This window comes from Rhodococcus sp. NPDC019647 (genome assembly GCF_044389235.1).
Lineage (GTDB): Bacteria > Actinomycetota > Actinomycetes > Mycobacteriales > Mycobacteriaceae > Rhodococcus_F > Rhodococcus_F oxybenzonivorans.
In genome coordinates this window covers 239,446-265,634 of record NZ_JBIRXS010000002.1, presented here as the reverse complement: position 1 = coordinate 265,634, position 26,189 = coordinate 239,446, and the positions used below count along the sequence as shown (strand labels likewise).

The window sequence follows — 26,189 nt, the reverse complement described above, 5'->3', positions numbered from 1 at the left end:
ATTGACTGTAACTAGGCGTAACGCATACTCTCGCCGCAGGAGATATGCAGCCCCGCATAACAGCGACGAGGAGTCGATTCCAGTGCCACACACCACGGCGGTTCATCCAGCCGCGCCTCGAACTACCGACAGCGGCATGAGTCGTCGAGCGCGCTACCTCGCGCTCCTCGTAATCTGCCTGGCCGAACTGCTCGTCGTTCTCGACAACACCATCGTCAACGTCGCGCTGCCCTCACTCGGCGTCGAGTTGCATACCGACATCAGCGGCCTGCAGTGGGTGGTGGACGCCTACACCCTGACCTTCGCGGGCTTGCTGCTCGCGTTCGGCCACCTCGGCGATCGGTACGGGCGGCGGCGGTTGATGATGATCGGGCTGGCCGGTGTCGCCGTCATGTCCGTGGGCGGCGCCCTCGCGACCGATCTGGGGCAGGTGATCGCCGCCCGGGCTGCCATGGGTGTGTTCGCCGCTGCGGTGTTCCCGGCGACGCTCGCGCTGATCATCAACATCTTCACCGATGTGAAGGAACGGGCGGTTGCCATCGCCGCCTGGACGGCAATGGCGGGAATCGCGATCGCGATCGGCCCGACCGCGGGTGGCTGGCTCCTTGAGCACTTCTCCTGGCATTCGGTGTTCTGGATCAATGTGCCGGTGGCAGTGGTCGTGCTGGTTCTCGCTCGGCTCCTGATTCCCGAGTCGAAGACCACCCACGTCGGCAGGCTCGATCTGTTCGGCATCGCCTTCTCGCTGCTCAGCGTGACCACGTTGGTGTGGACCATCATCGAAGCGCCGCACCAAGGATGGGTTTCGGCGATCAGCCTGTCCGGCTACGCGATGTCGGTCGTGTTCTTCGCGGCTTTCGTGTGGTGGGAGTTGCGCACCGACTCTCCGGTCCTCAACATGCAGCTCTTCCGCATCCGGCGTTTCTCGTTGCCGGCGCTGGCGATCGCGGTTGCCTACTTCAGCATGTTCGGATTCCTCTTCATGATCACCCAGTACTTCCAGGGCGTGATGGAACTGACGCCGCTGCAGTTCGGGATCCACTCGTTGCCCTTCGCCGCGGCGATCGCCGTCGGCGCGCCGCTGGCTACGCTGATCGCGCAACGGATCGGCACCACCGCAGTCATCGTGTTCGGTCTCGTCGTCATGAGTGTCGGAATGTTCATCGCCGGGCAGGTGAAGGTCGAAACCCCCTACCTGGGTGCGGTGGTCGTCTCGATGGTGTTGATGGGGCTGGGCCTGGCCATCGTGCAGGGGCCGGCCACCGAATCGATCATGTCCTCGGTGCCGCTCGAGGAGGCCGGAGCCGGTTCCGCTGTCAACGACACCACCCGTGAGGCGGGCGGCACCCTCGGTGTCGCAGTACTGGGGTCGATCGTCGCTTCGGTGTATACCACCAAGGTCGGACCGCGCATCGATGCCATCCCCGACTTCCTGATGACGCCCTACGAGAAGAGCTTTGCGCGAGAAACGGTGATCAGTGTGCTCGAAATCGTGAAGCGACCGACCGTTCCCGCGTTCGCGCAGCAGAAGGCCGATCTCGTCTACGCCATGAAGGCGGCGTCGCTGGAGGGCTTCCAACTGGCCTCCTACGTCACCGTGTCGGTCTCGCTGCTCGTCGCTGTCGCGGTGGCCGTCTTCCTGCCGTGGAAGCCGGCCGCCGAATCCGTCCTGCTGGCCTGGAAAGAACCGTCCGCGAAGTAGTCGGCCTCGAACAGAAGGAACCTCGTATGAACAACGACTCCACCGGAAAGAACATGAGCGCCGACCTGATCGACCCACTGGAGCTTCCCTGTGGTCAGCACTTGCCCAACCGGCTGATGAAGGCGGCACTCAGTGAGGGACTCGCGAACAAGGACCACGGTCCCGACCCGCGCCTCGAACGCCTGTACACCCGCTGGGGCAGTGGCGGCTACGGACTGGTCGTCACCGGAAACGTCATGGTCGATCGCAGCCACCTGGGCGAACCGGGCAATGTGGTCCTCGACGACGACCGAGACCTCGACGGGCTCCAACGATGGGCCAAGGCAACCCAGGACGGCGGCGCACCCATCTGGATGCAGCTGAATCATCCCGGACGACAGGCAAATCCACTCGTCACTCGCACTCGCCCCGTCGCTCCCTCGGCGGTGGCGTCGAACATCCCGGGAATGACCACACCACGCGCACTGACCGAATCGGAGATCGAGAACATCATCGATCGTTTCGCCGCGGCCGCGGGCATAGCGGAGACGGCGGGATTCAACGGTGTCGAGATACACGGTGCGCATGGATACCTGGTCTCGCAGTTCCTCTCACCGCTCTCCAATCAGCGCACCGACCGCTGGGGCGGCGACTCCGAACGAAGAATGCGGTTCGTTCTCGAAATAGTCCGCCGGATCCGCTCCGTCGTGGCACCGAGCTTCGCTGTCGGCATCAAACTGAACTCGGCAGATTTCCAGCGCGGCGGATTCACCGAAGCGGAGTCACGCTCGGTGGTCGAGCAACTGTCCGTGGAGAGCATCGACCTGATCGAAATCAGCGGCGGCAGCTACGAATCCCCGGCTATGATGGGCCGAAACGCGAGCGTATCCACCAGTACGAGGCAGCGGGAGGCGTATTTCCTCGATTACGCCGCGTCGGTGCGCGAGGCGGCGGGTGACGTACCGCTTGCGGTCACCGGCGGATTCCGGTCGCGCTCCGCGATGGCCCGGGCCGTCGATTCCGGAGTGTGCGACGTGATCGGTCTCGGCCGTCCGACGGTGACCACCCCCGACGCGGGATCTGCGCTTCTCGTGGCGGGCGGTGACCGAGTCGACGCGATCCCGGTCTCTTTCGGTCTGCGCGGCGGACTGTCCCGGATCGCGAACCTCCGGGCACTGGACGGCGCCCTGGATCTGCAATGGCACACCGACCAGCTGGAGCGGCTGGGCGCCGGCATGGACCCCGACCTCGATCGGCCGTGGTGGAAGACCGCGGCGTCGATGATCAACCGGAACGGCGTCGGCGCTCTCCGCAGCAAGCGGGGTGGCTGACGGAGGATTCCCGATACGGGTTTCCTCAGCGCAACGCGTACCGAATCTGCGGTCGTCCCGCCCGGCCGTACTCCGTGTGCCGCGCGAGGACGCCGTCGTCGGCCAGTCGTTCGAGGTACCGCCACGCGGTCACCCGGGACACACCGATCGCGGCGGCCACCTCGGCGGCAGTCAGGGGTCCTGCTGCGTCCCGGATGCACGCGGAGACGTGGTCGAGGGTCTGCGGAGCCACACCTTTCGGCGCACTCGCGCGTTCATCCGAGGTGCGCAGGGCAGACATTGCCCGGTCGATGTCCTGCTGGCTCAACGCGTTACTGCCGGCCGGAAGCGCGTCCCGGAACTCGCGGTACCGTTCGAGCTTGTCGCGGAACGCGGCGAAGGTGAACGGCTTCAGCAGATACAACGCGATCCCGCGGGCCACCGCGGTGCGCACCAACTCGAGGTCGCGGGCCGAGGTGACAGCGATGACGTCGGGGCTGGGCCGGATCCCGCTCAGCGCGGCCGCAACATCGAGACCACTCGAATCCGGCAAACCGAAGTCCAGCAGGACGAGGTCGATCGGATCCTCGGTGCTGCCGGCTTCCGCCACGGCGCGCATCGCACTGCTGCCGTCATGGACGACGGTATGCACGGAGAACCCGGGCACCCGCTCGACATACGCACGATGAGCCTCGGCGATCAGCGGCTCGTCCTCGACGATCATCACTCGAATCACGAAGCCGCTCCGGCGATCGGTATCTCGGCGACGATCATCGAGCCCAGTGACGGTTCCGTGCGGATCGTTCCTCCGTGGCGTGTCACGACCTGCACGACGAGGGCGAGTCCCAGCCCGCGCTGGCCGGATTTCGTGGAATAGCCACGGGTGACGGCCTTGTCGAACTCCTCCGCGGGAATGCCCGGACCACTATCCGCGACACGCACGACCATCGACGAATCCTCCTCGCATACAGTGACTTCCACCCAGGGTCCGTCGGTCGTCTGCTCCGCAGATCCGCGCGCGGCGTCGATGGCATTGTCCACGAGGTTACCCACCAGGGTGACCAGTTCCCGCGCAGTGAGCGGCGTGACGGGACCCAATGCGGTGTCCTCGGTGACGATCAAGTCGACGCCCCGTTCCGCCGCAACACCCACCTTGCCGAGCAACAGCGCTGCCAGTGCCGGTTCGTGTACCGCCGTCATCAGCCGGTCGATCAGCTCCTGGGACAGACGCAGATCATCCGTGGCGAACGCGATCGCGTCGTCGTAGCGACCAAGTTCCACCATCGTGATGATGGTGTGTAGCCGGTTGGCCGACTCGTGGGCCTGTGAACGCAAGGACTCGGCGAACCCGCGCACCGAGTCGAGTTCACCCATCACGCTTTGCATTTCGGTGCGGTCGCGCAAGGTCAGTACCGTGCCGATGCGCTGTCCCTCCCATTCGACGGGTTCGCGGCTGACGAGGAGAACGCGGTCGGTTGTCAGATGTATCTCGTCGCGCGGCTCGCCGGTGTCCGACGGGGCGGGGGCGGTGGCCGTACGCAGCGATGGTGGCAGGGCGGAAACGGGCACCGGGCCGTCGGGTAGGTCGAGTAGTCGGCGGGCCTCGTCGTTCACCACCTCGGCGGTCGCGTCGTCGCCGTCGGTTCGACCGAGAACCACCAGGCCCTCGCCGATCGAATGCAGAACGGCAGCGTGGTGCTCGTACATGCGGCGCAGCTCGTCCGGCGCCATTCCGAGTGTCTGCCGTCGTAGACGCCTGCTGAGCAGGAACGAGCCGGCCGCGGACACGCCCAGCCCGATAGCGGCGACGGCGAAGATGGTGGGCAGGCTCTTCGCCACCTGGCCGCCGATCTTCTCGCGGGTGACACCCACCGAGACGAGACCGACGATGCGGCCGCCGTCGTAGATGGGGGCCACCGCCCGGATGGACGGACCGAGCGAACCGGCGTAGGTCTCGGTGAACGTTTCCCCGGCGAGGGCACGCTCGATGTTTCCGGAGAACGTGCCACCGATGAGCTCCGGGCTGGTGTGCGTGAAGCGCGTGCGGTTCGGGGCCATCACCACGATGAAGTCGGTTCCGGTGGCCGTGCGGATCCGTTCGGTCTGCGGTTGGAGAATCGCGCTGGGGTCGGGAGTGCGCAGGGCTGCGACGGTGCCGTCGGACAGGGCCAGAGCCGTGGCCACCGCCGTCACCGCACGCCGGGTGCTGTCGTCGCTGTCGCGTCGCTGATCGAGGACGGCAAGCAGAGTTCCCGCAGCAATCACCAGCGTCAAGACCACCAATTGCAGGAGGAAGAGCTGACGCGCCACGCTCATGGGCCGTCTCGGCAGTCGTCGTCGCACCGCAGCTCTCCTGAACGTAATGAACACAAACTTCTCCAACCGAGCGATCGCTTACAAGATTCTCTACAAGACGTGATCGCGGTCACTACCCGGCTTATCGATCAGCTTGCCATTCGAACTGGAGGACCACCCCATGAGTACTGCGACAGGGAAAACGAAGAAGCGCGACCGTACCCACTGGTTGTACATGGGGGTCATCGTCGCCGTGGTCGCGGGCGTACTCGTCGGATGGCTCGCGCCGGGGGCAGGCAAATCGCTCGGTGTCCTGGGCACGATGTTCGTCGACCTGATCAAGATGATGATCAGCCCGGTGATCTTCTGCACCATCGTGCTGGGAATCGGGTCGGTGAAAGCAGCGGCCAAGGTCGGGAAGGTCGGCGGGCTCGCTCTCACCTACTTCATCGGCATGTCGACCGTCGCCCTCGGCATCGGCCTCGTGGTGGGCAACCTCCTCGACCCGGGCAGCGGCCTGAACGTCAGCCCCGACACCGCCGGAACCGGTGCCCAGCTGGCCGAGAAGGCGCACGGCGCAGGCGGCACCGTCGAGTTCATCGGGTCGATCATTCCCACGTCGCTGCTGTCCGCGCTCACCGAGGGCAACGTCCTGCAGACCCTGTTCGTGGCCCTGCTCGTCGGCTTCGGTCTGCAGGCGCTGGGTAAGCAGGGTGAGCCGATCCTGCGCGGAGTCGGTTACGTGCAGAAGCTCGTGTTCAAGATCCTGTCGATGATCCTGTGGCTGGCCCCGATCGGTGCTTTCGGCGCCATCGCCAACGTCGTCGGACAGACCGGACTCGGCGCAGTCGTTCAGCTCGCGACCCTGATGCTGGGCTTCTACCTGACCTGCCTGATCTTCGTCTTCGGTGTTCTCGGATCGATCCTGCGCGTCGTCGCCGGAGTGTCCATCTTCAAGCTCGTCCGCTACCTGGCCCGCGAGTACCTGCTGATCTTCGCCACGTCCTCGTCCGAGTCGGCCCTGCCCCGCCTCATCGCGAAGATGGAGCACATCGGCGTCGAGCGCACCACCGTCGGCGTCGTGGTCCCGACCGGATACTCGTTCAACCTCGACGGCACCGCGATCTACCTGACCATGGCATCGATCTTCATCGCCGACGCGATGGGCCAGCCGCTGTCGCTTCCCGAGCAGCTGTCGCTACTGCTGTTCATGATCATTGCGTCCAAGGGCGCCGCCGGGGTGAGCGGTGCAGGTCTCGCTACCCTCGCCGGTGGGCTGCAGAGCCACCGCCCCGAACTGCTCGACGGCGTCGGACTGATCGTCGGCATCGACCGGTTCATGTCCGAGGCGCGCGCCGTCACCAACTTCTCCGGCAATGCCGTCGCGACGCTGCTCGTCGGTTCGTGGACGGACACCGTCGACAACGACCGCGTCCGCAAGGTCCTCGACGGGAAGCTGCCCTTCGACGAGGAGACCATGGTCGACGACGGTCACGGTGAAGTCGTCGAGCAGGAGAAGGCAACCCCTGCCCGCGAAGACGACTCCCGCGTGCTGCTCACCCACTGACACCACGAACGAACACGGAAGCGCTGTGCGCCCGGGCGGATCTCCGCTTGGGCGCACAGCGCTTGTTGTCGCTACGTTGGGTGTCATGACGACTCCTGTGCAGAACATTGCCATCAACACCCTGGGCGGCGTGCCCACCTCGCTCGGCGAATACGACGGGCGCGCAGTTCTCGTGGTGAACGTGGCCTCCAAGTGTGGGCTCACCCCCCAGTACAAGACCCTCGAAAAGCTGGCGACCGATTACGCCGACCGCGGTCTCACCGTCATCGGGATTCCGTGTAACCAGTTCATGGGACAGGAGCCCGGGACTGCCGAGGAGATCGAGACGTTCTGCTCCACCACCTACGGCGTCACCTTCCCCCTGCTCGAGAAGATCGAGGTGAACGGCGACAATCGTCATCCGCTGTACGAGGAGCTGACCGAGGCTGCCGACGCCGACGGGGAGGCGGGGGACGTGCAATGGAACTTCGAGAAGTTCCTCGTCGCACCCGACGGCACCGTCGTGAACCGGTTCCGTCCGCGCACCGAACCCGACGCCCCCGAGGTCGTCGCCGCGATCGAGGCTGTCCTGCCGAAGTAGGCCCTTCGGGCTCGTGCGCCTTTCTGGTGGCCCAGGCGACCAGAAAGGCGCACGACCTTTGCCTGGCGTTCACCTTGGGCTGTCACCCTGGAAGCCATGACCGGACAGTTGCTCGTGTCGGTGTCAGGGCTTCGACAGGAAACGCGCGACTTCGCCGCCGCGTTCGCCGAGGAGATGGACGCGCGGGGTGTGCCGCTGTCGCTGCTGGTCGCTCCGCGCCTGAAAGACAAATACCGCCTGGTCAACGACCCTGCGACGCAGGACTGGCTGCGTCTGCGCCGTTCCCGGGGCGACGCCGTTGTCCTGCACGGCTACGACCAAGCCGCAACCAAACGTCGTCGCGCAGAGTTCGCGGCACTCCCCGAACACGAAGCCCGACTGCGGTTGATCGCCGCCGACCGCGTGATGGAGCAGACCGGCCTGCGCACCCGGGTGTTCGCACCGCCGCGCTGGCTGGCGTCGCAGGGTGCCGTCGCGGCCCTGCCTTCCGCGGGGTTCCGCCTCCTCGCGAACATGACCGCTATCCACGACCTCGAACGGGGGTCGTCCGTACGGTCGCGCGTGCTGGGCATCGGCGAGGGGTTCCGGGCGGAACCGTGGTGGTGTCGGGCGCTCGTCCACGGCTCGGGGCGCGCGGCGAAGCGCGGGGGAGTGGTCCGCCTCGCGGTCACAGCCAAACAGTTGGGTACCCCCGGCCCGCGGCAGGCGATGCTCGACGCCGTCGACCTGGCCCTTCAGTACGGCGCGGAGCCGACGGTCTACCGGTGGCAGCCGCGACATCCCCGGGTGGGCGCCGCCTGACCCGTGAGTACTTCTTAACAGTGGGCGGTTGAGAAGTACTCACAGGGGCGTCAGGCCACCTCGACGCTCGACTCGCTGGGAAGGGTGCGGAATTCGGTTCCTGCCGGTGCCATGTCGGTGTAACGACCGTAGAAGATGCCGGTGGCCTGGTCGGCGATGATCGCCTGATGAATGGGTACGGCGACCCGCGGCGCAACGGCGCGTAGGTAGTCGATCGCCTCGGATATCTTCAACCACGGCGCCGCGGCGGGCAGAGCCAGCACGTCCACCTTCTGTTCCGGGACGAACAGCGAGTCGCCCGGATGCAGGAGCTGTGCCGGATCGCCGGAGTCGCCGAGCAGGTAAGCGGTGTTGTCGATCATCGGGATGTCGGGGTGGATCACGGCGTGCGTACCGCCGGTGCCGGTGACATGGACGTCGCCGATGTCGAACTCGTCGCCGGCATGCACCCCCGTCCATCTACCGCCGAGCTGCGCCGCCGTCTGCGGATCCGAGTACAGCGCTGCGTCGGGGTTCGCCTCGACGAGAGCCGGCAATCGCTGCTGGTCGACATGGTCGGGGTGCTGATGCGTGACCAGGATCGCGTCGAGCCCGGTGAGGCCCTCGAATCCGTGCGAGAAGTTGCCCGGATCGAACAGGATCGTGGAACCGTTCAACTCGACGAGGACGCAGCTGTGGCCGAAGTGAGTCAGTCGCATGGATTCGAGTATGCGCGCCCTCCGTCCGATGCGGGCTGCACACCGGTGGCCCGGTAAACTCCCTAGTGCCCGGTGTTCCACTCTGGGCTCGCGCACTACTAACGAGGAGCAGCACGTGGCCCGTGTCGTCGTCGAAGTCATGCCCAAGGCCGAGATTCTCGACCCCCAGGGGCAGGCCATTGCCGGGGCCCTGCCGCGGCTCGGGTTCGCTGGAATCTCGGATGTCCGCCAGGGGAAGCGTTTCGAGCTCGAGGTCGACGGCAGCGTCGACGACGCGCAGCTCGAGAAGATCGCCGAGGCCCTGCTGGCCAACACGGTGATCGAGGACTGGACCGTGAGGCGCGTCGAAGCATGAGTGCACGCGTCGGAGTCATCACTTTCCCCGGCACCCTCGACGACGTCGACGCCGTCCGTGCGGTGAAACTCGCCGGCGGCGAGGCCGTGAACCTCTGGCACGGAGACGCCGACCTCAAGGGCGTCGACGCGGTCATCGTCCCGGGTGGCTTCTCGTACGGTGACTATTTGCGAGCAGGCGCGATCGCGCGCTTCGCCCCCGTCATGGGCAAGGTCGTTCAGGCAGCTCAGGGGGGCATGCCCGTCCTCGGTATCTGCAACGGTTTCCAGGTGCTGTGCGAGGCCGGTCTGCTGCCGGGCGCACTCACCCGCAACGAGGGCCTGCATTTCATCTGCCGTGACGAGTGGCTCAGGGTGGAATCCACATCGACGGCGTGGACGTCGCGTTACGAGTCGGGTGCCGAGATTCTCATTCCGCTGAAGTCGGGTGAGGGCCGTTACCAGGCTCCCAAGAAAGTACTGGACGAGCTCGAGGGTGAAGGCCGGGTCGTCTTCCGGTTCGCGGGCGACAACCCCAACGGGTCTCAGGGCGCAATCGCCGGCATCTCCTCAGCCAACGGACGTGTCGTCGGCCTGATGCCACACCCGGAGCACGCCACCGAAGCTCTCACCGGTCCCAGCGACGATGGGCTCGGCATGTTCTATTCCGTCCTCGACAGCGTCATTTCCGCCTGACCTGGACGTTTCGCCCTACGCCGATGCCTTGTCGCTCTCGATGAGCGACTCGGCGTCGGCTTCGGCTTCGGTGTGCAGGACCGTTAACGGCGTCAGTGCACCGATCTCATCGATGATGCGTTCGGGAGCGTCGTGCACGCTGATGCACGGAATGCCTTCTCTGCGGACTCGCTGCAACATGGTGGCCTCGGAAGGAAGACAGAGGCCATCGAGAACGTCTTCGGTGGCGACCGCACACACCACCGGCCCGCCGGCGAATGTCCTGGTGGTTTCCAGCCCGTGGCCGGTCGCCCACACCCGCATCGCGGCCCAATGAATCACCTCGATGAACTGGGTGGGGTTGCCGATGAACAACAACCGCCGCACAGGATGCTTCACTCTCGACGTCACACGCCCCTCCGTTGTCAGTTGCGGCCCTCTGTCAGTTGCGGTTCTCGGGCGCTTCGTCGTGCGCGAACATCGCTTCTATACGCGATTTGATCTCTTCGGTACTCATCGACGACCTGCGTTTCTCCGGGGTCGCCGTTGCGGGCGCGGTGTGCGTCTTCGGTCCGGTCATTGTTGGTATCGGCTCTCTCAACTTGCGTGTCGGTTGGCGAGCATGGGTGCCCAGGTCTCGTCCAGGGCGGCCGTCTCGGCCCCGTGGAGTCGACTGGCCTCTGCTACTGCGCGAGAATCCTTTGCCGCCAGATCGATGAGACGTTCCGCGGCGCGGCGAACATCGACGTGGTGCCTGCGCGCCACATCCATCAGTTCGTCGAACGCTGCGTCGCCGCTGTATCCGCGGCACTCGATCAGGATGTGCTCCGCCGTGGCCAGTACGTCACGTTCGGTGCGCTGCTGTCGTAGGGGCTGTGATCGTAGATCGACTACGTTGTGGGACATCGGTTCTCTCTTCAAGATTGGTTGCAATCGAGCGCCGATCGAGGAATTGCCTCGACTCGATGCCGAATCATCGTGTGATAGCAGTATTCCCACTGAATGTCCGGTCGAATCCGGACGGAGACAAGTGCATCGAGCAGCGAATAGCGGTGTGAGGATCCGACCGGACATTCCGGCCGATTCGCTGCAGGCGTCGTCGAGGTTGTGAGGGCAACATCGTCCACCGCGACACCCATAGTGTGGTCCTACCTTGCCTCGGGAAGGAAGGCGCGAAAATCGCTGAAACCGAGTGGGGTTGAGTCTTGAAATTCCCGCGCGGCGACGAATCCCGGCGTCGGCTGCGTGCTCAACCTTCGCTCAGGATAGCGTGCCGCGCATGTTTCGGCAATGAAAACTGCCGAGTAACGAGTGGAAATGTGTTGTCACTCAGCAACCGGCATGCCGGTTGCTGCCGACTACTTCGCGGCTCGAAACACGACGATCTGCTCGCGGGACTGCCCGGGCTCTATGAGACCGCGCTCCTCGAGCATCTTCCGCCGTCCCTCGAGAACCGGCCCGAAGGGAATTTCTGCCGTGGCTGCTAACTCGACCCTCAAATTCTGCTCTTCGAGCATCGTCTGGGTCTTCTCGATCCCACTGAGCGCGGACTGGGCGAGGAGGAGTACCCCACCGGGAGCCAGCACGTCCGGTGATTGAGCGCAGATCCTGTCGAGCAGGGCGCGACCGTTCTTGCCCGCGTCCCACGCCCGGGCAACACCTCGCGCGGGAAGGGCGTCGTCGTGTGCGGGAACGTACGGCGGGTTGGACACGATGAGATCGAATCGCTCGGACCGAATCGACTCGGTGAGGTCACCGCGGAGAACGCGAATCGGGAGTCGCCTCGTCAGCGCGTTGAGCCGGATACTGAGCACTGCCCGGAGCGACACGTCCACCGCGGTGACCGATCCGGCACCGGCCTCAGCTGCCCGGACGCTCAGGGCGCCGGTGCCTGCACAGAGGTCGAGAACGCGTGAGGAAGGCCCTAGCTCCTCGGCTGCGATCACGTCAGCCAGCATCTCCGTATCGTCCTGTGGGCGATAGACTCCAGGAAGACGTAGCAGCATCTGGGCTCCTTGGTCGGTGAGAGTGCGAGGCGAGTCCGAACTCTGTCACCGGGCACTCTCGGCAATGTCGAGTCGAACGGCAGTGTCGATTGGGGTCCAATTACCCGGGACGCGCCCGGATCAATCAGTTCCGTGTCCACGGCGCGCGCACGCACCGTCGACCTGGCACGATCGACAAGGTGAGCTACAGCCAGCAGTTGCGGAATCTAGCGGCCCGGCACGGCGTGGCGACGTCGTACGAGGGATGGGACGAGCAACGTCACGAGGTCGGGGACGAGACACTGCGCACCGTCCTCGCGGCGATGGATGTCCCGGCCGACACCGACGTCGAGGTCGAGGATGCGCTCGCAGAGTGCGAACTGGCTCCTTGGCGACGGGCACTGCCACCGGTCGTCGTCGGAGTGCAGGGCACCGAGGCACGCTTCGTCGTCCACGTGCCGCACGGTGACCCCGTCACCGTCACGATCGTCACCGAATTCGGCGACGAGGTCGCGGCGCGGCAGCTCGACGTGTGGGTCGATCCGCGAGAGGTCGATGGCGCCCTGATCGGCCGCGCGACTTTCGCCGTCCCCGCCGACCTACCCTCGGGGTGGCACGAGATCCGCGCGTCGACGTGGAGAAACGGGACGGAGCCGTCCGACGCTACGCCCGAGTCGTGCACGCTCGTCGTCACGCCGGCCCGGTTGTCGACATCGAATTCTCTCAGCGACCGGCAACGGTGGGGAGTCCTTGCCCAGCTGTACTCCGTGCGTTCCCGTCGTTCGTGGGGTCTCGGCGACTTCGGGGACCTGGGGGACTTGGCCACGATCTTCGGTTCCGTGCACGGCGCCGACTACGTTCTGGTGAATCCGCTGCATGCGGCGCAACCGAAACCCCCGGTCGAGGCGTCTCCCTATCTGCCGACCACGCGCAGGTTCGTCAATCCGCTGTACATCCGCGTTGAGAACATCCGGGAGGCCGCGTACCTGCCCCGTCCGCACTACGCCCGTATGCGTGAGGCGGCGGCCCGTTTCGAGCGGGCCAACGGCAAGGCCGATCGGATCGACAGGGACAGGTCCTACCGCGCCAAACTCCGGACACTCGAGCGGGTCTTCCGAGTCGAGCGCAGCGCGAGTCGTCAGCAGGCGTTCGACGAATTCCGCCGCACCGAAGGGGACGGGCTCCGCGACTTCGCGACCTGGTGCGCCCTCGCCGAGAAATTGTCTCCGCGGGACCCGCGATGGCAGACGAAGGCTGCCTCGCCCGACACCGAATGGGTGCGAGCGCAACGCGACAAGCTCTCCGATCGCATCGAATTCCATTCTTGGTTGCAGTGGATATGCGACGAACAACTCGCCGAGGCTCAGCACGCTGCCCGCGCGGCAGGCATGGACATCGGTGTCGTGCACGACCTGGCGGTCGGTGTCCAGCATGGCGGAGCGGACGCCTGGTCGCTCGGTTCCGCTCTCGCGGAGGGTATTACGGTCGGCGCTCCACCTGACGACTTCAACCAGCAGGGCCAGTCCTGGGATCAGCCGCCATGGCGGCCCGATCGGCTCGCCGAATTGGGCTATGCCCCCTATCGCGACATGCTGCGCACCGTGCTCAAGCACGCAGGTGGACTGCGCGTCGACCATATCCTCGGCCTGTTCCGACTGTGGTGGATACCGAACGGTGCGGCGTCACCGGCGGAAGGGACCTACGTCACCTACGACCACGAAGCCCTCATCGGGATTCTGGTTCTCGAGGCGGAACGCGCGGGGGCCGTCGTCATCGGCGAAGACCTGGGTGTCTTCGAGCCGATGGTGCAGGAGTATCTCGCCGAACGCGGCGTGTTGGGGACGTCGATTCTGTGGTTCGAGCGCGACGACGACGGCCCCATTCCGCCCGAGAAATACCGTTCCCTGTGTCTGACTTCCGTGACGACGCACGATCTTCCACCGACCGCCGGGTATCTCGCGGGCGAGCACATCGAATTGCGTTCGCGGTTGGGCCTTCTCGAACGGGACCTCGAATCCGAGAAAGAACACGACTTGAGTCAGCGCGAGTCCGTTCTGCAGATGGCCCGGGACCGCGGGCTGTCGGAGGACGGCGCGTCGATCGAGGACACCGTGAAGGCGTTGTACGCGTTGATCGGCCGGAGTCCCTCCATGTTGCTGGGAGTTGCACTCGTCGACCTCGTCGGCGAGCACCGCATCCAGAATCAACCGGGCACGGGCGATGCCCAGTACCCGAACTGGAAGATTCCTCTGGCCGACGCCTCAGGTAAGGCGGTTCCTCTCGAGGACCTGGCGCGGGCCGACTACAGCTACGTCGAATGCGAGGCGGTCACAGCGCAAGGGCACTCCTGACTTTGGCCTGCGTCAACATGTGCATTCCTTGACGGGGGCGGCGGTGATGCCTGAACGGGGGCCGCCTCGGCGGCTGTCGGGATGGTGAGAGCGACGGTCTGTGGTGACGCGTGTCCGGTGTGGACCGGTCATGAGTGCCCCCCGGGGTTGGGTACGCATCCATGGGCGCAAAACTCGTGAAAAATCGGCGACCCTGCGATTGCGGCGGTGATTCGATTACCGGTGCCGGGGTACTCGGATTCTGTCACCGGTCGGTCAGGAAGTGCGCCGACGCCGAATGAGAGGCGTTGGGTGCGAGTGCCGCCCCACGCCTCACCGCGGAGGAAGGGGTGCGGCCGTGCTGATAGACGTCCCGCGGCTCGTCGTGGGGGTGCGACGATGAGCTTGCGACCACTCGACAGCGCACGATCGGATGTACCCGGTTCCAGCCGCGGTCCGTCGGTCGGAGTGGAGGAAGAGTTCTTCCTCGTCGACGCGTCGACGAACCGAATGCTCGAGTGCAATCGGGAGGTCGTCGACAGTGCCCGAAGCCTGGGCGGCACGCTCGATCTGGAGCTGAAGAAGAGCCAGGTGGAGACCAACACCCCGGTGTGCCGCGGAATGCGCCAGTTGTACGAGCAGATCGCGGGGGCTCGCTCGGTTGCGGCGGCGGCAGCGACCCAGCACGGGGCGGCCCTGTTGTCCACGGGGGTGCCGCCGGTGTGCGGCGAGTTCTCGACGGTCACCGATGTACCCCGTTACCAGCGGATGGCGGAGCGGTACGGGTCTCTCGTGTCCGAGCACGAGGTGTGTGGTTGCCACGTGCACGTGGCGATCAGTGACCGCGAGACCGCGGTGCAGGTATGCAATTATCTGCGGCTCTGGCTGCCGACTCTCCTCGCGCTGACCGCGAACTCTCCGATCCATCGAGGCCGCGACACCGGGTTCGCGAGCTGGCGGGCGGTGCTCGGAGGCCGGTGGGCGTGCTCGTGGGCACCCCCGTACTTCACATCGGCCGATCATTACGACTCGGTGGTCGGCGTGATGATCGAATCCGGCGGGATTCTCGACGAGGCGATGGTGTACTGGGACGTCCGCCCCTCCGCGCACCTTCCCACCGTCGAGGTCCGGGTCAGTGACGTGCCCGGCACCGTCGACGAAACGGTGGCCGTGGCCACGCTGATTCGTGCCCTGGTCGCAGCAGCGGAGCGTTCGGTACATGCCGGACGGCTAGCGCTTCCGGTGGCGCCCGAGGTGCTGCGGGCCGCATATCTGCGTGCCGCGCGCGAAGGCGTCAGCGGGCAGTTGCTCGACGTCACCTCTTCGCGGTTGATCACACCTGCGCGCCAGCTGACCTCGCTGATCCGTCACGTGCAGACGGAACTCGACGAGTTCGGTGAGCGCAGCAGGGTGGAGAAGATGGTGAAGAAGATCCTGGCTCAGGGCAACGGCGCTACGCGGCAGCGGGAGGCGTTCTCCCGGCGACAGGACGCGGCGGACGTGGTGTCGGTTGCGGCTCGCCACACGCTCGCGGGTTCGTGGCCCGCTGCGATCCGCGAGCGCGACACCGTTCATTGAAGGCCGACACCGCACGATGACATCGGGGAAGGAAATCGACGTGGCCGAACGTAAAGCTTCCGTCTTCGAGGTGGAGCACGAAATCGATGCCGACACGATCCGGAAGGCGCAGCGGGCGGTCGCGTCGCGTTCGCGCGATGCTCACGATTGCAAGGATCTGTTGTCGATCCTCGGGATCCTGCACATCACACCGGCTCCCGAGTGACACCGCGGCCCGCGCAGGAGCCGAAAACGTGTCGGTGAGCGGGGATAGGGTGCGCCCATGGCACTCGAACTCGGCATGATCACCTTCGACAGCACAGATCCCGGACCGCTGGCCACCTGGTGGGCGGAGCAGACTGCGGGCACGGTCGAGCAGGAGAACGACGGATGGTTCTATGTCGTCGCGCTTCCGAACTCGCCGTACAAGCTCGCCTTCCAAAAGGTGGACGACCCCACGCCGGGGAAGAACCGCATTCACCTCGACCTGACGTCCGAGAATCTCGACGGCGAGGTGGGCAGACTGACCGTCGGGGGCGCGACGGAGGTGGCGCAACGCGAGATGGACGGATTCCGCTGGGTCACCCTCGCCGATCCCGACGGCAATCAGTTCTGCGTCTCGGGTCCACACAGCTAGCACCGCGTCCTGCATGATTGGCTCCATGCATTCCACTACGTGGGCCGACGCCCAGGGCCTGTGCACCTTCGTCGATGCGTCACCGTCGCCGTTCCATGTGTGCGCGACGGTGTCGATGTTGCTGTTCGGCAACGGATTTACCGAGCTGCACGAGACGGACTCGTGGCCCGGCGAACCTGGCCGCTACTTCCTGGTTCGCGGCGGATCACTCATCGCCTGGAGCACCGAGCGGGTCGGGCGGACGGCGCCGTTCCGCATCGTCGGCGGGCACACCGACAGCCCGAACCTGCGCGTCAAGCAGCATCCCGATCTGTGGTCGGCCGGGTGGCAGATGGTGGGTCTCGAGCCGTACGGGGGTGCGTGGCTCAATTCGTGGCTCGACCGCGACCTGGGTATCTCGGGACGCCTGAGCGTGCGGGTCGGCAACGTGGTGGAACAGAAACTCGTTCGCATCGACCAACCGATCCTGCGGGTCCCGCAGCTCGCAATTCACCTGTCGGAGGATCGCAAGGGAGTGCACCTCGACCCGCAACGACACCTCAACGCGGTCTGGGGTGTCGGTTCGGGACGTCGATCCTTCATCGACTTCGTCGCGGACCGGGCCGAGGTGCCCGCGGATTCGGTGCTCGGCTGGGAACTGATGACCCACGACCTCGCGCCCAGTGCGGTGGTCGGGACGGAGGAGGATCTCGTCAGCGCGCCGCGGCTCGACAACCAGGGCACCTGCTACGCCGGAACCCAGGCACTGCTCGCCGCCGCCGAGTACCCGGCAGGTGATCACGTGCCCGTGCTCGCGCTCTTCGATCACGAGGAGGTCGGGAGTATGTCGGATCGCGGGGCGTTCTCGGACCTGCTCAACACCGTTCTCGAGCGCATCGTGCTCGGCCGGGGTGGCGGGCGCGAAGAATTCCTGCAGGCCATGGCCGGCTCGGTGTGTGCGTCGGGCGACATGGCGCACGCCACGCACCCCAACTATCCGGACCGCCACGAACCCGCACACCAGATCGCCGTCAACGCCGGGCCGGTACTCAAGGTCAATCAGAATCTGCGCTACGCCACCGACGCGGCGGGCGCAGGAGCGTTCGCGCTGGCGTGCGATCAGGCCGGCGTGCCGTTGCAGAGGTATGTGCACCGCGCCGACCTGCCGTGCGGGTCGACCATCGGCCCGATCACCGCCTCACGAACCGGTCTGAGCACCGTCGACGTCGGTGCCGCTCAGCTGGGCATGCACTCGTCCCGGGAACTGATGGGTGCCCGCGACGTGCGGGCATACTCCGACGCCCTTGCGGCGTTCCTCACACCGACAACCTGATGCCGGGCAGGCCGGTGAGCGCCAGGTCGATGGCGGAAGAAGGTGCCGGATAGACTGACGTACGGCTCGTCGCCACCCGGCTCACCGGCCGGCCCTGACTCCGGCGTGCCGCTCTTGACTCCCGTAGGGAAGGGACCACACCTCCAGTGTCAGCACACCCGGTCGATACCGTCACCGCCGCCGCCGCGAACCCCGAAGTCGCGCAGCCTTACAAGGAGCTCGGCCTCAAGGACGACGAGTACGCCCGTATCAAGGAGATTCTGGGCCGGCGCCCCACCGAGGCCGAGCTGGCGATGTACTCGGTGATGTGGAGTGAGCACTGCTCGTACAAGTCTTCCAAGGTGCACCTGAAGTACTTCGGTGAGACCACCACCGACGAGATGCGCTCCTCGATGCTCGCCGGTATCGGGGAGAACGCCGGAGTGGTCGACATCGGTGACGGCTGGGCCGTCACGTTCAAGGTCGAAAGCCACAACCATCCGTCCTACGTCGAGCCCTACCAGGGTGCGGCCACCGGTGTCGGCGGCATCGTCCGCGACATCATGGCCATGGGCGCGCGTCCCATCGCCGTCATGGACCAGCTGCGTTTCGGTGCGGCGGATGCCCCCGACACCCGACGCGTGGTCGACGGTGTGGTGCGCGGTGTGGGTGGCTACGGCAACTCGCTCGGGCTGCCCAATGTGGGCGGCGAAACCGTGTTCGACGAGTCGTACGCCGGAAACCCTCTGGTCAACGCGCTGTGCGCTGGTGCCATGCGCGTCGAGGATCTGCATCTCGCCTTCGCCTCGGGCGCCGGTAACAAGATCATTCTGTTCGGTGCCCGGACCGGACTCGACGGCATCGGCGGCGTGTCCGTGCTTGCGTCGGAGACGTTCGACGGCGACGAATCGGGTACCGGCCGGAAGAAGCTCCCGGCTGTGCAGGTGGGCGATCCGTTCACCGAGAAGGTGCTCATCGAGTGCTGTCTCGAGCTGTATGCCGCCAAGCTCGTGGTCGGTATCCAGGACCTCGGCGGTGCCGGACTGTCCTGCGCCACGTCCGAGTTGGCCGCGGCCGGCGACGGCGGCATGCACATCGACCTCGAACAGGTCCCGATGCGCGCGACGGGCATGACGGCGGCGGAGGTGCTGTCCAGCGAGTCGCAGGAACGTATGTGTGCCGTCGTGACGCCCGAGAACGTGGATGCGTTCATGGCCGTGTGCAAGAAGTGGGACGTTCTCGCCACGGTGATCGGTGAGGTCACCGACGGTGACCGTCTCACCATTTCCTGGCACGGCGAAACCGTCGTCGACGTGCCGCCGCGCACCGTCGCCCACGAGGGCCCTGTGTACGAGCGTCCCGTGCAGCGGCCCGCGAGCCAGGATGCGCTGGTCGCGAACACCACGGCGGCGCTGAAGCGGCCCGAGTCCGCCGAGGAGCTGAAGGCGACGCTGCTGAAGATGATCGCGTCGCCGGCGCTGTGCAGCCGGAAGTGGATCACCGAGCAGTACGACCGTTACGTCCGCGGCAACACGGTACTGGCCGAAAATGCCGATTCGGGTGTCATCCGCATCGACGAGGAGACGGGCCGCGGTATCGCCCTGGCCACCGACGCGTCCGGCCGCTACACCGCACTCGACCCGTACACCGGAGCGCAGCTGGCACTCGCCGAGGCGTTCCGCAACGTTGCCGTCACCGGAGCCACCCCGAAGGCCGTCAGCAACTGCCTCAATTTCGGATCCCCGGAAGACCCGGGCGTGATGTGGCAGTTCCAGCAGGCCGTGCGCGGTCTGGCCGATGGTTGCGCCAAGCTGGGCATTCCCGTCACCGGTGGCAACGTGAGCTTCTACAACCAGACCGGTTCCACGCCGATCCTGCCCACCCCGGTGGTCGCAGTGCTCGGCGTCATCGACGACGTGCACCGGCGCATCCCCACGGGCCTCGGTCTCGAACCGGGTGAAACGCTGATTCTGCTCGGCGAGACGCGTGACGAATTCGACGGTTCGATCTGGTCGCAGGTCGAGCACGGACATCTCGGCGGCGTCCCCCCGCAGGTCGATCTCGAACGCGAGCAGCTTCTCGCCGACATCCTCCTGGCGTCTTCGCGTGACGGCCTGGTGTCTGCCGCACACGACCTGTCGGAGGGTGGCCTCGCGCAGGCTGTCGTCGAGGCCGCGCTCGTCGGTGAAACCGGTTGCCGCATCCTGCTTCCCGACGACGCCGATCCGTTCGTCACCTTGTTCTCCGAGTCGTCGGGTCGTGTGCTCGTCGCCGTCCCGCGTACGGAAGAAACTCGCTTTACCGGAATGTGCACGGCACGTAACCTCCCGTGGGTGCGCATCGGTGTGGTGGACGAAGGCTCCGACTCCGTGGAGATCCAGGGACAGTTCTCGATCACCCTTGCCGAACTGCGCGCGACGTCAGAAGCGACCCTGCCGGCGTTGTTCGGGTGATGCGTGGTCGAATCGGGGGCGCTGGACAGGATTGACACCGAGCCGCGGGAACGCCCGCGGCTCGGTGGATCGATCCGTCTCCGCGACTCCCGGCTCGAAAGATTGTGGCGTCTCCTGCGTCTCGACGTCACCGGCATCGCCTGTGCGACGCTGTTCTTCTGCTGGTCGCTCACGCCGTCGTTGCTGCCTCGTGACTGGTTGTTCCAGGGTCTGATCGGGGGGATCAACGCCGCGATCGGCTATGCGTTCGGTACGGCGCTGGGTTGGGCCGTGCGCCGTTACTTTTTGCGACGCAAGGCGTGGTGGCCGCTGCCGGAATCACGGTCCACCACGATCACGGTATTCGTCACGGTCACCTCCGTGGTGGTGAGCCTGGTGATGCTCGGGTACTCGGCGGCGTGGCAGCGGGAGATCGCCGGCCTCATGGGCGCCGAGGGCACCACGACCACGGGATACATCCGCACCGGTGGGCTCAGCTTGCTGGTCGGTGGGGCCATCGTCTCGGGGTGGCGGCTGCTGCGCGAGTTGGTGCGATGGATAGCGGGCCGTCTGATCCGGCGCTGGCACCTCGCCATTCCCACCGCAACGACAGCGGGTATCCTCATCGTCACGGTGTTGTTTCTCCTCCTCGTCGACGGGGTTCTGGTACGCGGCATCTATGCCGTCGCCAATCTAGGGTTCAGCCTGCAGAATTCGTCCACCCGGGACGGTGTCGTCCAGCCGGTCGACCCCGAAAAGTCGGGCAGCCCGGCGTCGTTCGCGCCGTGGGACACCCTCGGGTACGAGGGCCGCAACTTCGTCTCCCGGGGGCTGGACGCAGCCGGTCTCACTTCAGCGAACGGCACACCGGCCGTAAACCCGATCCGTGTCTATGCCGGCCTCGAGACGGCCGAGGACGCGGAGGCCCGCATGGACATCGTCATCGACGAACTCGAGCGGACCGGGGCATTCCAGCGCGAGGTGCTCGTGGTCATCCCGACCACGGGAACGGGATGGGTGAATCCCACTGCAGCGCAGGCTATCGAGCTCGTCCACAACGGAAACACCGCGTTGGTGGCCAGTCAGTATTCCTTTCTGCCGAGTTGGGTGTCCTTCCTCGCCGACCGAGACAAGGCCGCCGAGGCGGGACGGCAACTCATCGGCCGGGTGCACGAACGTTGGCTCCAGGAGCCCGAGGCAACCCGTCCCAAATTGCTGGTCTACGGCGAGAGTCTCGGGACCCAGGCGGGGGAGGGTGCCTTCGACACGCTGACCGACATCCGGCAGACCGTCGACGGTGTGCTCTGGGTCGGCCCGCCCAATGCAAACCGCTTGTGGGGGCAGTTGATCGAGCGTCGTGACCCCGGCACCTCTGAGGTGGATCCGGAGTACTCCGCGGGTCTGGTGGTGCGATTCGCCGACGACGCCGCTGACATGGTCGACAACACCGGGGAGTGGCTTTCTCCCCGGATCCTGTACGTGCAACACGCATCCGATCCGGTGGTGTGGTGGTCGCCGGACCTCGCGTTCACCAGACCGGACTGGTTGAAGGAACCGCCGGGCGACGACCGCTCACCGTCGATGAAATGGTTTCCCTTCGTGACGTTCTGGCAGGTGTCGGCCGATCTCACCAACGCGGCCGGCGTTCCGGACGGGCACGGCCACAATTACGGGACGCTGGTGCTCGACGGGTGGGTCACCGTTGCTCAGCCCGAGGGGTGGACACCGCTCGACACCATGCGGGTCCGGACGGCCCTCGACATGCTTGCCGGCAGCGAGGGTCCCGAGAAGTGAGCAGATCGTCGTCCGTGTTGGTGGCAGTGGCGGTCGTGGTGTGGAACAACGGGATACTTCCGCGGTGCGGGTGGGGGCCGTACGGGCGCGCGGTCGCCGGCGCCGCAACGGCGCTGACAGCGGTGGGAGTGGTGCGCGCCGCCGGGTACAGCCGGAACGAACTAGGGCTGTCCCCAGCCACAGTGCCTGCGGGACTGAGATCCGGCGCGGCGGCCGCGCTGATCCCGGTGGTCGCAGGTGCCACGGCCGTAGTGGCGCAGCCGTGGCGAAGTGGGGTACGGCGCGCAGCGCATTCCGCGGACTTCTACGGCTGGGTCGGGTTTCGGATCCCCGTGGGCACGGTGGTCGCCGAGGAACTGCTGTTCCGCAGCGTCCTGAGCGCCGTCCTGCAACGGGAGTGGTCACCGCGGACCGCGCGTGCGTTGCATGCGGTGACGTTCGGACTCTGGCACCTTCGGGCAGCCCGACTCGCGCACGACAGTGTCCTCGGCACGGTGATCGTCACCGCCGCATCGGGAGTGTTGTTCGAAGAGCTGAGGCGCCGGAGCGGCAGCGTCGTAGCGCCCGCACTGCTGCACCTTTCGGTCAACGTCGCCGGCGCGGTGGCCGCCCGGGCCGCGGAACCCGGACCAGTAGATTGAAGGCATGCCGCGTCGAGCCGTGAACCCAGCCGAGATGAGGGCGGCCGTCCTGGAAATCGGCCCGTGGTTACGCGGGGACACCGTCGAGAAGCCGTCCCGAACCGTCCTCGCTGCGGCGGTCCGGCTCAGCGCCCGAACTCTCGAGCAGGTGGCCCCCGGATCGAGCGTCGAGGTGAGGGTTCCCCCGTTCGTGGCGGTGCAGTGCATCGAGGGCCCGCGCCACACGAGGGGCACACCACCCAACGTGGTGGAAACCGACCCGCGGACCTGGTTGCTCCTCGTGACGGGCCTGATCGACTTCGATGAGGCGACTCAGGGCGGCGGGGTCACCGTGTCCGGGGCCCGCGCCGGCGAGATCGCCCACTGGTTGCCGCTGCTGCGGGCGTAGTCAGCCCAGCCACAACGAACGGGTGCGCGGCAGCCCACTCGACCCGTCGTCGGACGGACGAACGGCGAGCACCTGTGGCCGACGCGCCCACGTGTTCCGACATACCAATGCCGGAGATGCGGCCTCGGAGCCGTCCCAGCATCGGACGCGCACGGGAAGTGGTAATCCGATGACGCCCTCGAAGGCGTCGAGGAGGCGTGTGGCCGCGGTCGGAGCCGTTGTGCGGAGAGTCAACCGAAGACCCCCACTCTGTCGATCCGAGCTTTCGATCGGTATCGAAACCAACCGATGTGGGCCCGTCCATCCCGGATCTGCACACACGCATGGGGCACCGTGGCCGAGCCGACCGCCGACGGCACGTAGACTGTGGGTGCCCCTCACACGCCCATCCCCAGGGAGCACCCCGGTGACCAGAGCCGATCTGTCGGTCAACAGTCCTAATCTCCTCTCTTCGAACCCGTCCGACGAGGACGAGAACGAACCCCGCGAAGAATGCGGCGTCTTCGGCGTCTGGGCGCCGGGAGAGGATGTGGCGAAACTCACGTACTACGGGCTTTATGCTCTGCAGCACCGTGGACAGGAAGCGGCAGGCATTGCCGTCGCGGACGGCTCCCAGGTGCTGGTGTTCAAAGACCTCGGTCTGGTCAGTCAGGTGTTCGACGAGCAGACGCTGGCCGCCATGCCCGGGCACGTCGCCGTAGGGCACTGCCGGTACTCGACCACGGGATCGACCACGTGGGAGAACGCCCAGCCGATCTTCCGGACCACCGCCGCGGGCAGCGGTATCGCTCTCGGACACAACGGCAACCTGGTGAACACGGCGGAGTTGGCCGGACGGGCGCGGGAAGCCGGGCTGGTCAACGACAAGCGCCCGGGCGGCGCCACCTCCGATTCGGATGTCGTCGGCGCCCTCCTCGCGCATGCCGCCACGGACAGCACCATCGAGCAGGCGGCCATGAAGTTGCTGCCGACGCTCCGCGGCGCGTTCTGTCTCACCTTCATGGACGAGCACACTCTCTATGCGGCGCGAGACCCGCACGGCATCCGCCCACTCTGTCTCGGCCGCCTGGACCGCGGCTGGGTGGTCGCCAGCGAGACCGCCGCCCTCGACATCGTCGGTGCATCCTTCGTCCGCGACATCGAGCCCGGTGAACTCCTCGCCATCGACGCCGACGGAGTCCGCTCCTCCCGTTTCGCGAACCCCGAGCCCAAGGGCTGTGTGTTCGAGTACGTGTACCTGGCGCGCCCGGACAGCGTCATCGCCGGTCGTTCGGTGCACTCCACCCGCGTCGAGATCGGCCGTCGACTCGCCACCGAGCATCCGGCCGACGGCGACCTCGTCATTCCGGTTCCGGAGTCGGGCACCCCCGCCGCGGTCGGGTACGCGCAGGGGTCGGGAATTCCGTACGGCCAGGGGTTGATGAAGAACGCCTACGTTGGCCGTACCTTCATCCAGCCGTCCCAGACCATTCGTCAGCTCGGTATCCGGCTCAAGCTCAACCCGCTCAAGGAAGTCATCCGAGGTAAACGTCTCGTCGTGGTGGACGACTCCATCGTCCGCGGCAACACGCAGCGCGCACTCATCCGGATGCTGCGGGAGGCGGGTGCTCTCGAAATCCACGTCCGGATCGCCTCACCGCCGGTCAAATGGCCCTGCTTCTACGGCATCGACTTCGCCTCGCCTGCCGAGCTGATCGCCAACGGCGCCGGTGGTGGAGCCGAGCCCGGAAGCTTCGACGAGATGCTCGAAGGCGTCCGCCGATCCATCGGCGCCGACACCCTCGGCTACATCTCCACCGACGGGATGATCGCGGCCACCGAGCAGCCCGCCACGCGGCTGTGCACGGCGTGCTTCACCGGCACCTATCCCATCGCACTTCCGACGGAATCGTCGATCGGCAAGAACGTCCTCGAGGGAATGCTCGAGAGCGCGGCCGGCGGTCCCGCCACCCGGGACAACGACAACGCGCACGCGCTCAGCCGACCCTAGGCCAGTACATCGGGTCGGCCGTCGAATGTGCTCCGGTACCGTAAGGGCGCAATCACAGCACTCGATTGCCCGACCGACACCACATTGACGAGCAACAGAAGGCTGGAGTAACAACCACATGACCGAGGATCCGACAAGTCGCCCTGGAGCGTCCTACGCCGCCGCGGGAGTCGACATCGCCGCAGGCGATCGGGCGGTGGAACTCTTCGCGCCCCTGGCCAAGAAGGCCAGCCGTCCCGAGGTTCTCGGTGGTCTGGGTGGATTCGCGGGTCTGTTCGCGCTCAAGGGTGATTACAAGGAGCCGCTGCTCGCGGCCTCCACGGACGGTGTCGGCACCAAGCTCGCCGTCGCCCAGGCGCTCGACAAGCACGACACGGTCGGACTCGACCTGGTCGCGATGGTCGTCGACGATCTCGTGGTGTGCGGCGCCGAGCCGCTGTTCCTCCAGGACTACATCGCTGTCGGACGGGTCGTCCCCGAGCGGGTCGCCGAGCTGGTCAGCGGCATCGCCGAGGGTTGCATCCAGGCCGGCTGCGCGCTGCTGGGCGGTGAGACGGCAGAGCACCCCGGCGTGATGGCCGACGGCGACTACGACCTGTCGGCGACCGGCATCGGCGTGGTCGAGGCCGACCAGCTTCTCGGTCCGGACCGGGTCCGGCCCGGCGACGTCGTGATCGCCATGGGCTCCTCCGGGCTGCATTCCAATGGTTACTCGCTGGCCCGCAAGGTGCTGCTCGAGATCGACCACATGAGCTTGACGGCACACGTCGACGAGTTCGGACGCACGCTGGGCGAAGAAATGCTCGAGCCCACCAAGATCTACGCGAAGGACTGCCTGGCCCTCGCCGCCGAGACTGATGTGCGCACGTTCTGCCACGTCACCGGCGGGGGACTGGCCAACAACCTGGCCCGGGTCATGCCCAAGGGGCTCGTCGCCGAACTCGACCGCGGAACCTGGAGCCCCGCTCCCATCTTCGCGATGATCGCGCAGCGCGGTCGCGTCGAGCGCAGTGAGATGGAGCAGACGTTCAACATGGGTGTCGGCATGGTCGCCATCGTGGCTCCCGAGGACGTCGATCGTGCGCTGGCCGTCCTGACGGCACGGCACATCGACTGCTGGACGTTGGGCAGCATCAAGAAGTCGCACGACGCCTCGGAGCTGCGGGCGCAGCTCGCCGGGGACCACCCGCGATTCTGAGGATCT

General features: G+C 66.3%; 25 protein-coding genes. 18 read left to right on the top strand and 7 right to left on the bottom strand.

Annotated elements, in window-relative coordinates:
* Positions 1 to 136 precede the first annotated feature (136 nt).
* Together ACH49N_RS05885 and ACH49N_RS05880 are read left to right on the top strand one after the other, a co-directional pair.
* On the top strand, positions 137 to 1,702 hold the full coding sequence (locus ACH49N_RS05885) for an MFS transporter (protein WP_358271034.1): 1,566 nt from the start codon (positions 137 to 139) through the stop codon (positions 1,700 to 1,702).
* Between the two features lie 26 nt (positions 1,703 to 1,728).
* On the top strand, positions 1,729 to 3,012 hold the full coding sequence (locus ACH49N_RS05880; protein WP_358271032.1) for an NADH:flavin oxidoreductase/NADH oxidase family protein: 1,284 nt from the start codon (positions 1,729 to 1,731) through the stop codon (positions 3,010 to 3,012).
* 25 nt (positions 3,013 to 3,037) lie between these two features.
* Here ACH49N_RS05880 and ACH49N_RS05875 read toward each other — a convergent pair whose 3' ends face one another.
* Together ACH49N_RS05875 and ACH49N_RS05870 are read right to left on the bottom strand one after the other, a co-directional pair.
* On the bottom strand, positions 3,038 to 3,727 hold the full coding sequence (locus tag ACH49N_RS05875) for a response regulator (RefSeq protein WP_159919595.1): 690 nt from the start codon (positions 3,725 to 3,727) through the stop codon (positions 3,038 to 3,040).
* Positions 3,724 to 5,307, bottom strand: coding sequence for a sensor histidine kinase (locus ACH49N_RS05870; protein WP_358271031.1), 1,584 nt, complete (start codon positions 5,305 to 5,307; stop codon positions 3,724 to 3,726). The genes ACH49N_RS05875 and ACH49N_RS05870 overlap by 4 nt, the downstream gene beginning before the upstream one ends.
* 160 nt (positions 5,308 to 5,467) lie before the next feature.
* Between ACH49N_RS05870 and ACH49N_RS05865 the strand changes: the two genes are divergently transcribed.
* From ACH49N_RS05865 to ACH49N_RS05855, 3 genes are all read left to right on the top strand, one after another.
* Complete coding sequence (locus ACH49N_RS05865; protein ID WP_159919599.1) at positions 5,468 to 6,853, top strand: cation:dicarboxylate symporter family transporter; 1,386 nt, start codon at positions 5,468 to 5,470, stop codon at positions 6,851 to 6,853.
* 85 nt (positions 6,854 to 6,938) lie between these two features.
* On the top strand, positions 6,939 to 7,433 hold the full coding sequence (locus ACH49N_RS05860; RefSeq protein ID WP_358271029.1) for a glutathione peroxidase: 495 nt from the start codon (positions 6,939 to 6,941) through the stop codon (positions 7,431 to 7,433).
* Positions 7,434 to 7,529: 96 nt separating this feature from the next.
* Positions 7,530 to 8,234: a DUF2334 domain-containing protein gene (locus tag ACH49N_RS05855; RefSeq protein ID WP_159919603.1), complete on the top strand. Its 705-nt coding sequence runs from the start codon at positions 7,530 to 7,532 to the stop codon at positions 8,232 to 8,234.
* A 50-nt stretch (positions 8,235 to 8,284) separates the two neighbouring features.
* On the opposite strand, the gene ACH49N_RS05850 is transcribed toward ACH49N_RS05855, so the two are convergent.
* Positions 8,285 to 8,932: an MBL fold metallo-hydrolase gene (locus tag ACH49N_RS05850; protein ID WP_250770722.1), complete on the bottom strand. Its 648-nt coding sequence runs from the start codon at positions 8,930 to 8,932 to the stop codon at positions 8,285 to 8,287.
* 115 nt (positions 8,933 to 9,047) lie between these two features.
* Between ACH49N_RS05850 and purS the strand changes: the two genes are divergently transcribed.
* Complete coding sequence (gene purS / locus ACH49N_RS05845) at positions 9,048 to 9,287, top strand: phosphoribosylformylglycinamidine synthase subunit PurS (RefSeq protein WP_109327158.1); 240 nt, start codon at positions 9,048 to 9,050, stop codon at positions 9,285 to 9,287.
* Positions 9,284 to 9,961 (top strand): phosphoribosylformylglycinamidine synthase subunit PurQ, encoded by a 678-nt coding sequence (purQ, locus tag ACH49N_RS05840; RefSeq protein ID WP_159919607.1) that lies wholly within the window; start codon positions 9,284 to 9,286, stop codon positions 9,959 to 9,961. The genes purS and purQ overlap by 4 nt, the downstream gene beginning before the upstream one ends.
* Positions 9,962 to 9,976: 15 nt before the next feature.
* Here the strand turns inward: purQ and ACH49N_RS05835 are convergent, their stop codons facing one another.
* From ACH49N_RS05835 to ACH49N_RS05820, 4 genes are all read right to left on the bottom strand, one after another.
* Positions 9,977 to 10,351 carry a hypothetical protein gene (locus tag ACH49N_RS05835; protein WP_358271027.1) on the bottom strand — a complete coding sequence of 125 codons (375 nt, stop codon included), beginning with the start codon at positions 10,349 to 10,351 and terminating at the stop codon, positions 9,977 to 9,979.
* Between the two features lie 31 nt (positions 10,352 to 10,382).
* Positions 10,383 to 10,520 (bottom strand): hypothetical protein, encoded by a 138-nt coding sequence (locus ACH49N_RS05830; protein WP_358271025.1) that lies wholly within the window; start codon positions 10,518 to 10,520, stop codon positions 10,383 to 10,385.
* A 17-nt stretch (positions 10,521 to 10,537) separates the two neighbouring features.
* Entirely contained in the window at positions 10,538 to 10,846 is a 309-nt protein-coding gene (locus ACH49N_RS05825; RefSeq protein ID WP_159919611.1) for an ANTAR domain-containing protein, read from the bottom strand.
* A 452-nt stretch (positions 10,847 to 11,298) separates the two neighbouring features.
* On the bottom strand, positions 11,299 to 11,946 hold the full coding sequence (locus ACH49N_RS05820; RefSeq protein WP_159919613.1) for a HemK2/MTQ2 family protein methyltransferase: 648 nt from the start codon (positions 11,944 to 11,946) through the stop codon (positions 11,299 to 11,301).
* A 179-nt stretch (positions 11,947 to 12,125) separates the two neighbouring features.
* Between ACH49N_RS05820 and malQ the strand changes: the two genes are divergently transcribed.
* The 11 genes from malQ to purM all read left to right on the top strand — a co-directional run bounded on the left by malQ (position 12,126) and on the right by purM (position 26,183).
* Complete coding sequence (malQ, locus tag ACH49N_RS05815; protein WP_358271023.1) at positions 12,126 to 14,276, top strand: 4-alpha-glucanotransferase; 2,151 nt, start codon at positions 12,126 to 12,128, stop codon at positions 14,274 to 14,276.
* Between the two features lie 378 nt (positions 14,277 to 14,654).
* Complete coding sequence (locus ACH49N_RS05810; protein WP_358271021.1) at positions 14,655 to 15,833, top strand: glutamate--cysteine ligase; 1,179 nt, start codon at positions 14,655 to 14,657, stop codon at positions 15,831 to 15,833.
* Positions 15,834 to 15,873: 40 nt separating this feature from the next.
* Positions 15,874 to 16,038: a hypothetical protein gene (locus ACH49N_RS05805; protein ID WP_201453512.1), complete on the top strand. Its 165-nt coding sequence runs from the start codon at positions 15,874 to 15,876 to the stop codon at positions 16,036 to 16,038.
* A gap of 57 nt (positions 16,039 to 16,095) precedes the next feature.
* Complete coding sequence (locus tag ACH49N_RS05800) at positions 16,096 to 16,449, top strand: VOC family protein (RefSeq protein ID WP_250770704.1); 354 nt, start codon at positions 16,096 to 16,098, stop codon at positions 16,447 to 16,449.
* 25 nt (positions 16,450 to 16,474) lie between these two features.
* Positions 16,475 to 17,761, top strand: a complete 1,287-nt coding sequence (locus ACH49N_RS05795) for a M18 family aminopeptidase (RefSeq protein WP_358271020.1) — start codon at positions 16,475 to 16,477, stop codon at positions 17,759 to 17,761.
* 146 nt (positions 17,762 to 17,907) lie between these two features.
* Positions 17,908 to 20,193 (top strand): phosphoribosylformylglycinamidine synthase subunit PurL, encoded by a 2,286-nt coding sequence (gene purL / locus ACH49N_RS05790; protein WP_358271019.1) that lies wholly within the window; start codon positions 17,908 to 17,910, stop codon positions 20,191 to 20,193.
* A 3-nt stretch (positions 20,194 to 20,196) separates the two neighbouring features.
* Positions 20,197 to 21,966 carry an alpha/beta hydrolase gene (locus ACH49N_RS05785; protein ID WP_358271018.1) on the top strand — a complete coding sequence of 590 codons (1,770 nt, stop codon included), beginning with the start codon at positions 20,197 to 20,199 and terminating at the stop codon, positions 21,964 to 21,966.
* Positions 21,963 to 22,607, top strand: a complete 645-nt coding sequence (locus tag ACH49N_RS05780) for a CPBP family intramembrane glutamic endopeptidase (RefSeq protein WP_358271017.1) — start codon at positions 21,963 to 21,965, stop codon at positions 22,605 to 22,607. The genes ACH49N_RS05785 and ACH49N_RS05780 overlap by 4 nt, the downstream gene beginning before the upstream one ends.
* Before the next feature lie 4 nt (positions 22,608 to 22,611).
* Entirely contained in the window at positions 22,612 to 22,995 is a 384-nt protein-coding gene (locus ACH49N_RS05775) for a sterol carrier family protein (RefSeq protein ID WP_358271016.1), read from the top strand.
* A gap of 406 nt (positions 22,996 to 23,401) precedes the next feature.
* Complete coding sequence (gene purF, locus ACH49N_RS05770) at positions 23,402 to 24,985, top strand: amidophosphoribosyltransferase (RefSeq protein WP_358271014.1); 1,584 nt, start codon at positions 23,402 to 23,404, stop codon at positions 24,983 to 24,985.
* A gap of 118 nt (positions 24,986 to 25,103) precedes the next feature.
* Positions 25,104 to 26,183 (top strand): phosphoribosylformylglycinamidine cyclo-ligase, encoded by a 1,080-nt coding sequence (gene purM, locus ACH49N_RS05765; RefSeq protein ID WP_159919629.1) that lies wholly within the window; start codon positions 25,104 to 25,106, stop codon positions 26,181 to 26,183.
* The last annotated feature ends 6 nt before the right edge of the window (positions 26,184 to 26,189 follow it).

Excerpts from the sequence above, each read along its gene's own strand:
- ACH49N_RS05885 (WP_358271034.1), top strand. The coding sequence starts at position 137 with ATGAGTCGTCGAGCGCGCTACCTCGCGCTCCTCGTAATCTGCCTGGCC.
- ACH49N_RS05880 (WP_358271032.1), top strand. The coding sequence starts at position 1,729 with ATGAACAACGACTCCACCGGAAAGAACATGAGCGCCGACCTGATCGAC.
- ACH49N_RS05870 (WP_358271031.1), bottom strand. The coding sequence starts at position 5,307 with ATGAGCGTGGCGCGTCAGCTCTTCCTCCTGCAATTGGTGGTCTTGACG.
- ACH49N_RS05865 (WP_159919599.1), top strand. The coding sequence starts at position 5,468 with ATGAGTACTGCGACAGGGAAAACGAAGAAGCGCGACCGTACCCACTGG.
- ACH49N_RS05860 (WP_358271029.1), top strand. The coding sequence starts at position 6,939 with ATGACGACTCCTGTGCAGAACATTGCCATCAACACCCTGGGCGGCGTG.
- ACH49N_RS05855 (WP_159919603.1), top strand. The coding sequence starts at position 7,530 with ATGACCGGACAGTTGCTCGTGTCGGTGTCAGGGCTTCGACAGGAAACG.
- ACH49N_RS05850 (WP_250770722.1), bottom strand. The coding sequence starts at position 8,932 with ATGCGACTGACTCACTTCGGCCACAGCTGCGTCCTCGTCGAGTTGAAC.
- purQ (WP_159919607.1), top strand. The coding sequence starts at position 9,284 with ATGAGTGCACGCGTCGGAGTCATCACTTTCCCCGGCACCCTCGACGAC.
- ACH49N_RS05830 (WP_358271025.1), bottom strand. The coding sequence starts at position 10,520 with ATGACCGGACCGAAGACGCACACCGCGCCCGCAACGGCGACCCCGGAG.
- ACH49N_RS05825 (WP_159919611.1), bottom strand. The coding sequence starts at position 10,846 with ATGTCCCACAACGTAGTCGATCTACGATCACAGCCCCTACGACAGCAG.
- ACH49N_RS05820 (WP_159919613.1), bottom strand. The coding sequence starts at position 11,946 with ATGCTGCTACGTCTTCCTGGAGTCTATCGCCCACAGGACGATACGGAG.
- ACH49N_RS05810 (WP_358271021.1), top strand. The coding sequence starts at position 14,655 with ATGAGCTTGCGACCACTCGACAGCGCACGATCGGATGTACCCGGTTCC.
- ACH49N_RS05800 (WP_250770704.1), top strand. The coding sequence starts at position 16,096 with ATGGCACTCGAACTCGGCATGATCACCTTCGACAGCACAGATCCCGGA.
- ACH49N_RS05795 (WP_358271020.1), top strand. The coding sequence starts at position 16,475 with ATGCATTCCACTACGTGGGCCGACGCCCAGGGCCTGTGCACCTTCGTC.
- ACH49N_RS05775 (WP_358271016.1), top strand. The coding sequence starts at position 22,612 with ATGCCGCGTCGAGCCGTGAACCCAGCCGAGATGAGGGCGGCCGTCCTG.
- purM (WP_159919629.1), top strand. The coding sequence starts at position 25,104 with ATGACCGAGGATCCGACAAGTCGCCCTGGAGCGTCCTACGCCGCCGCG.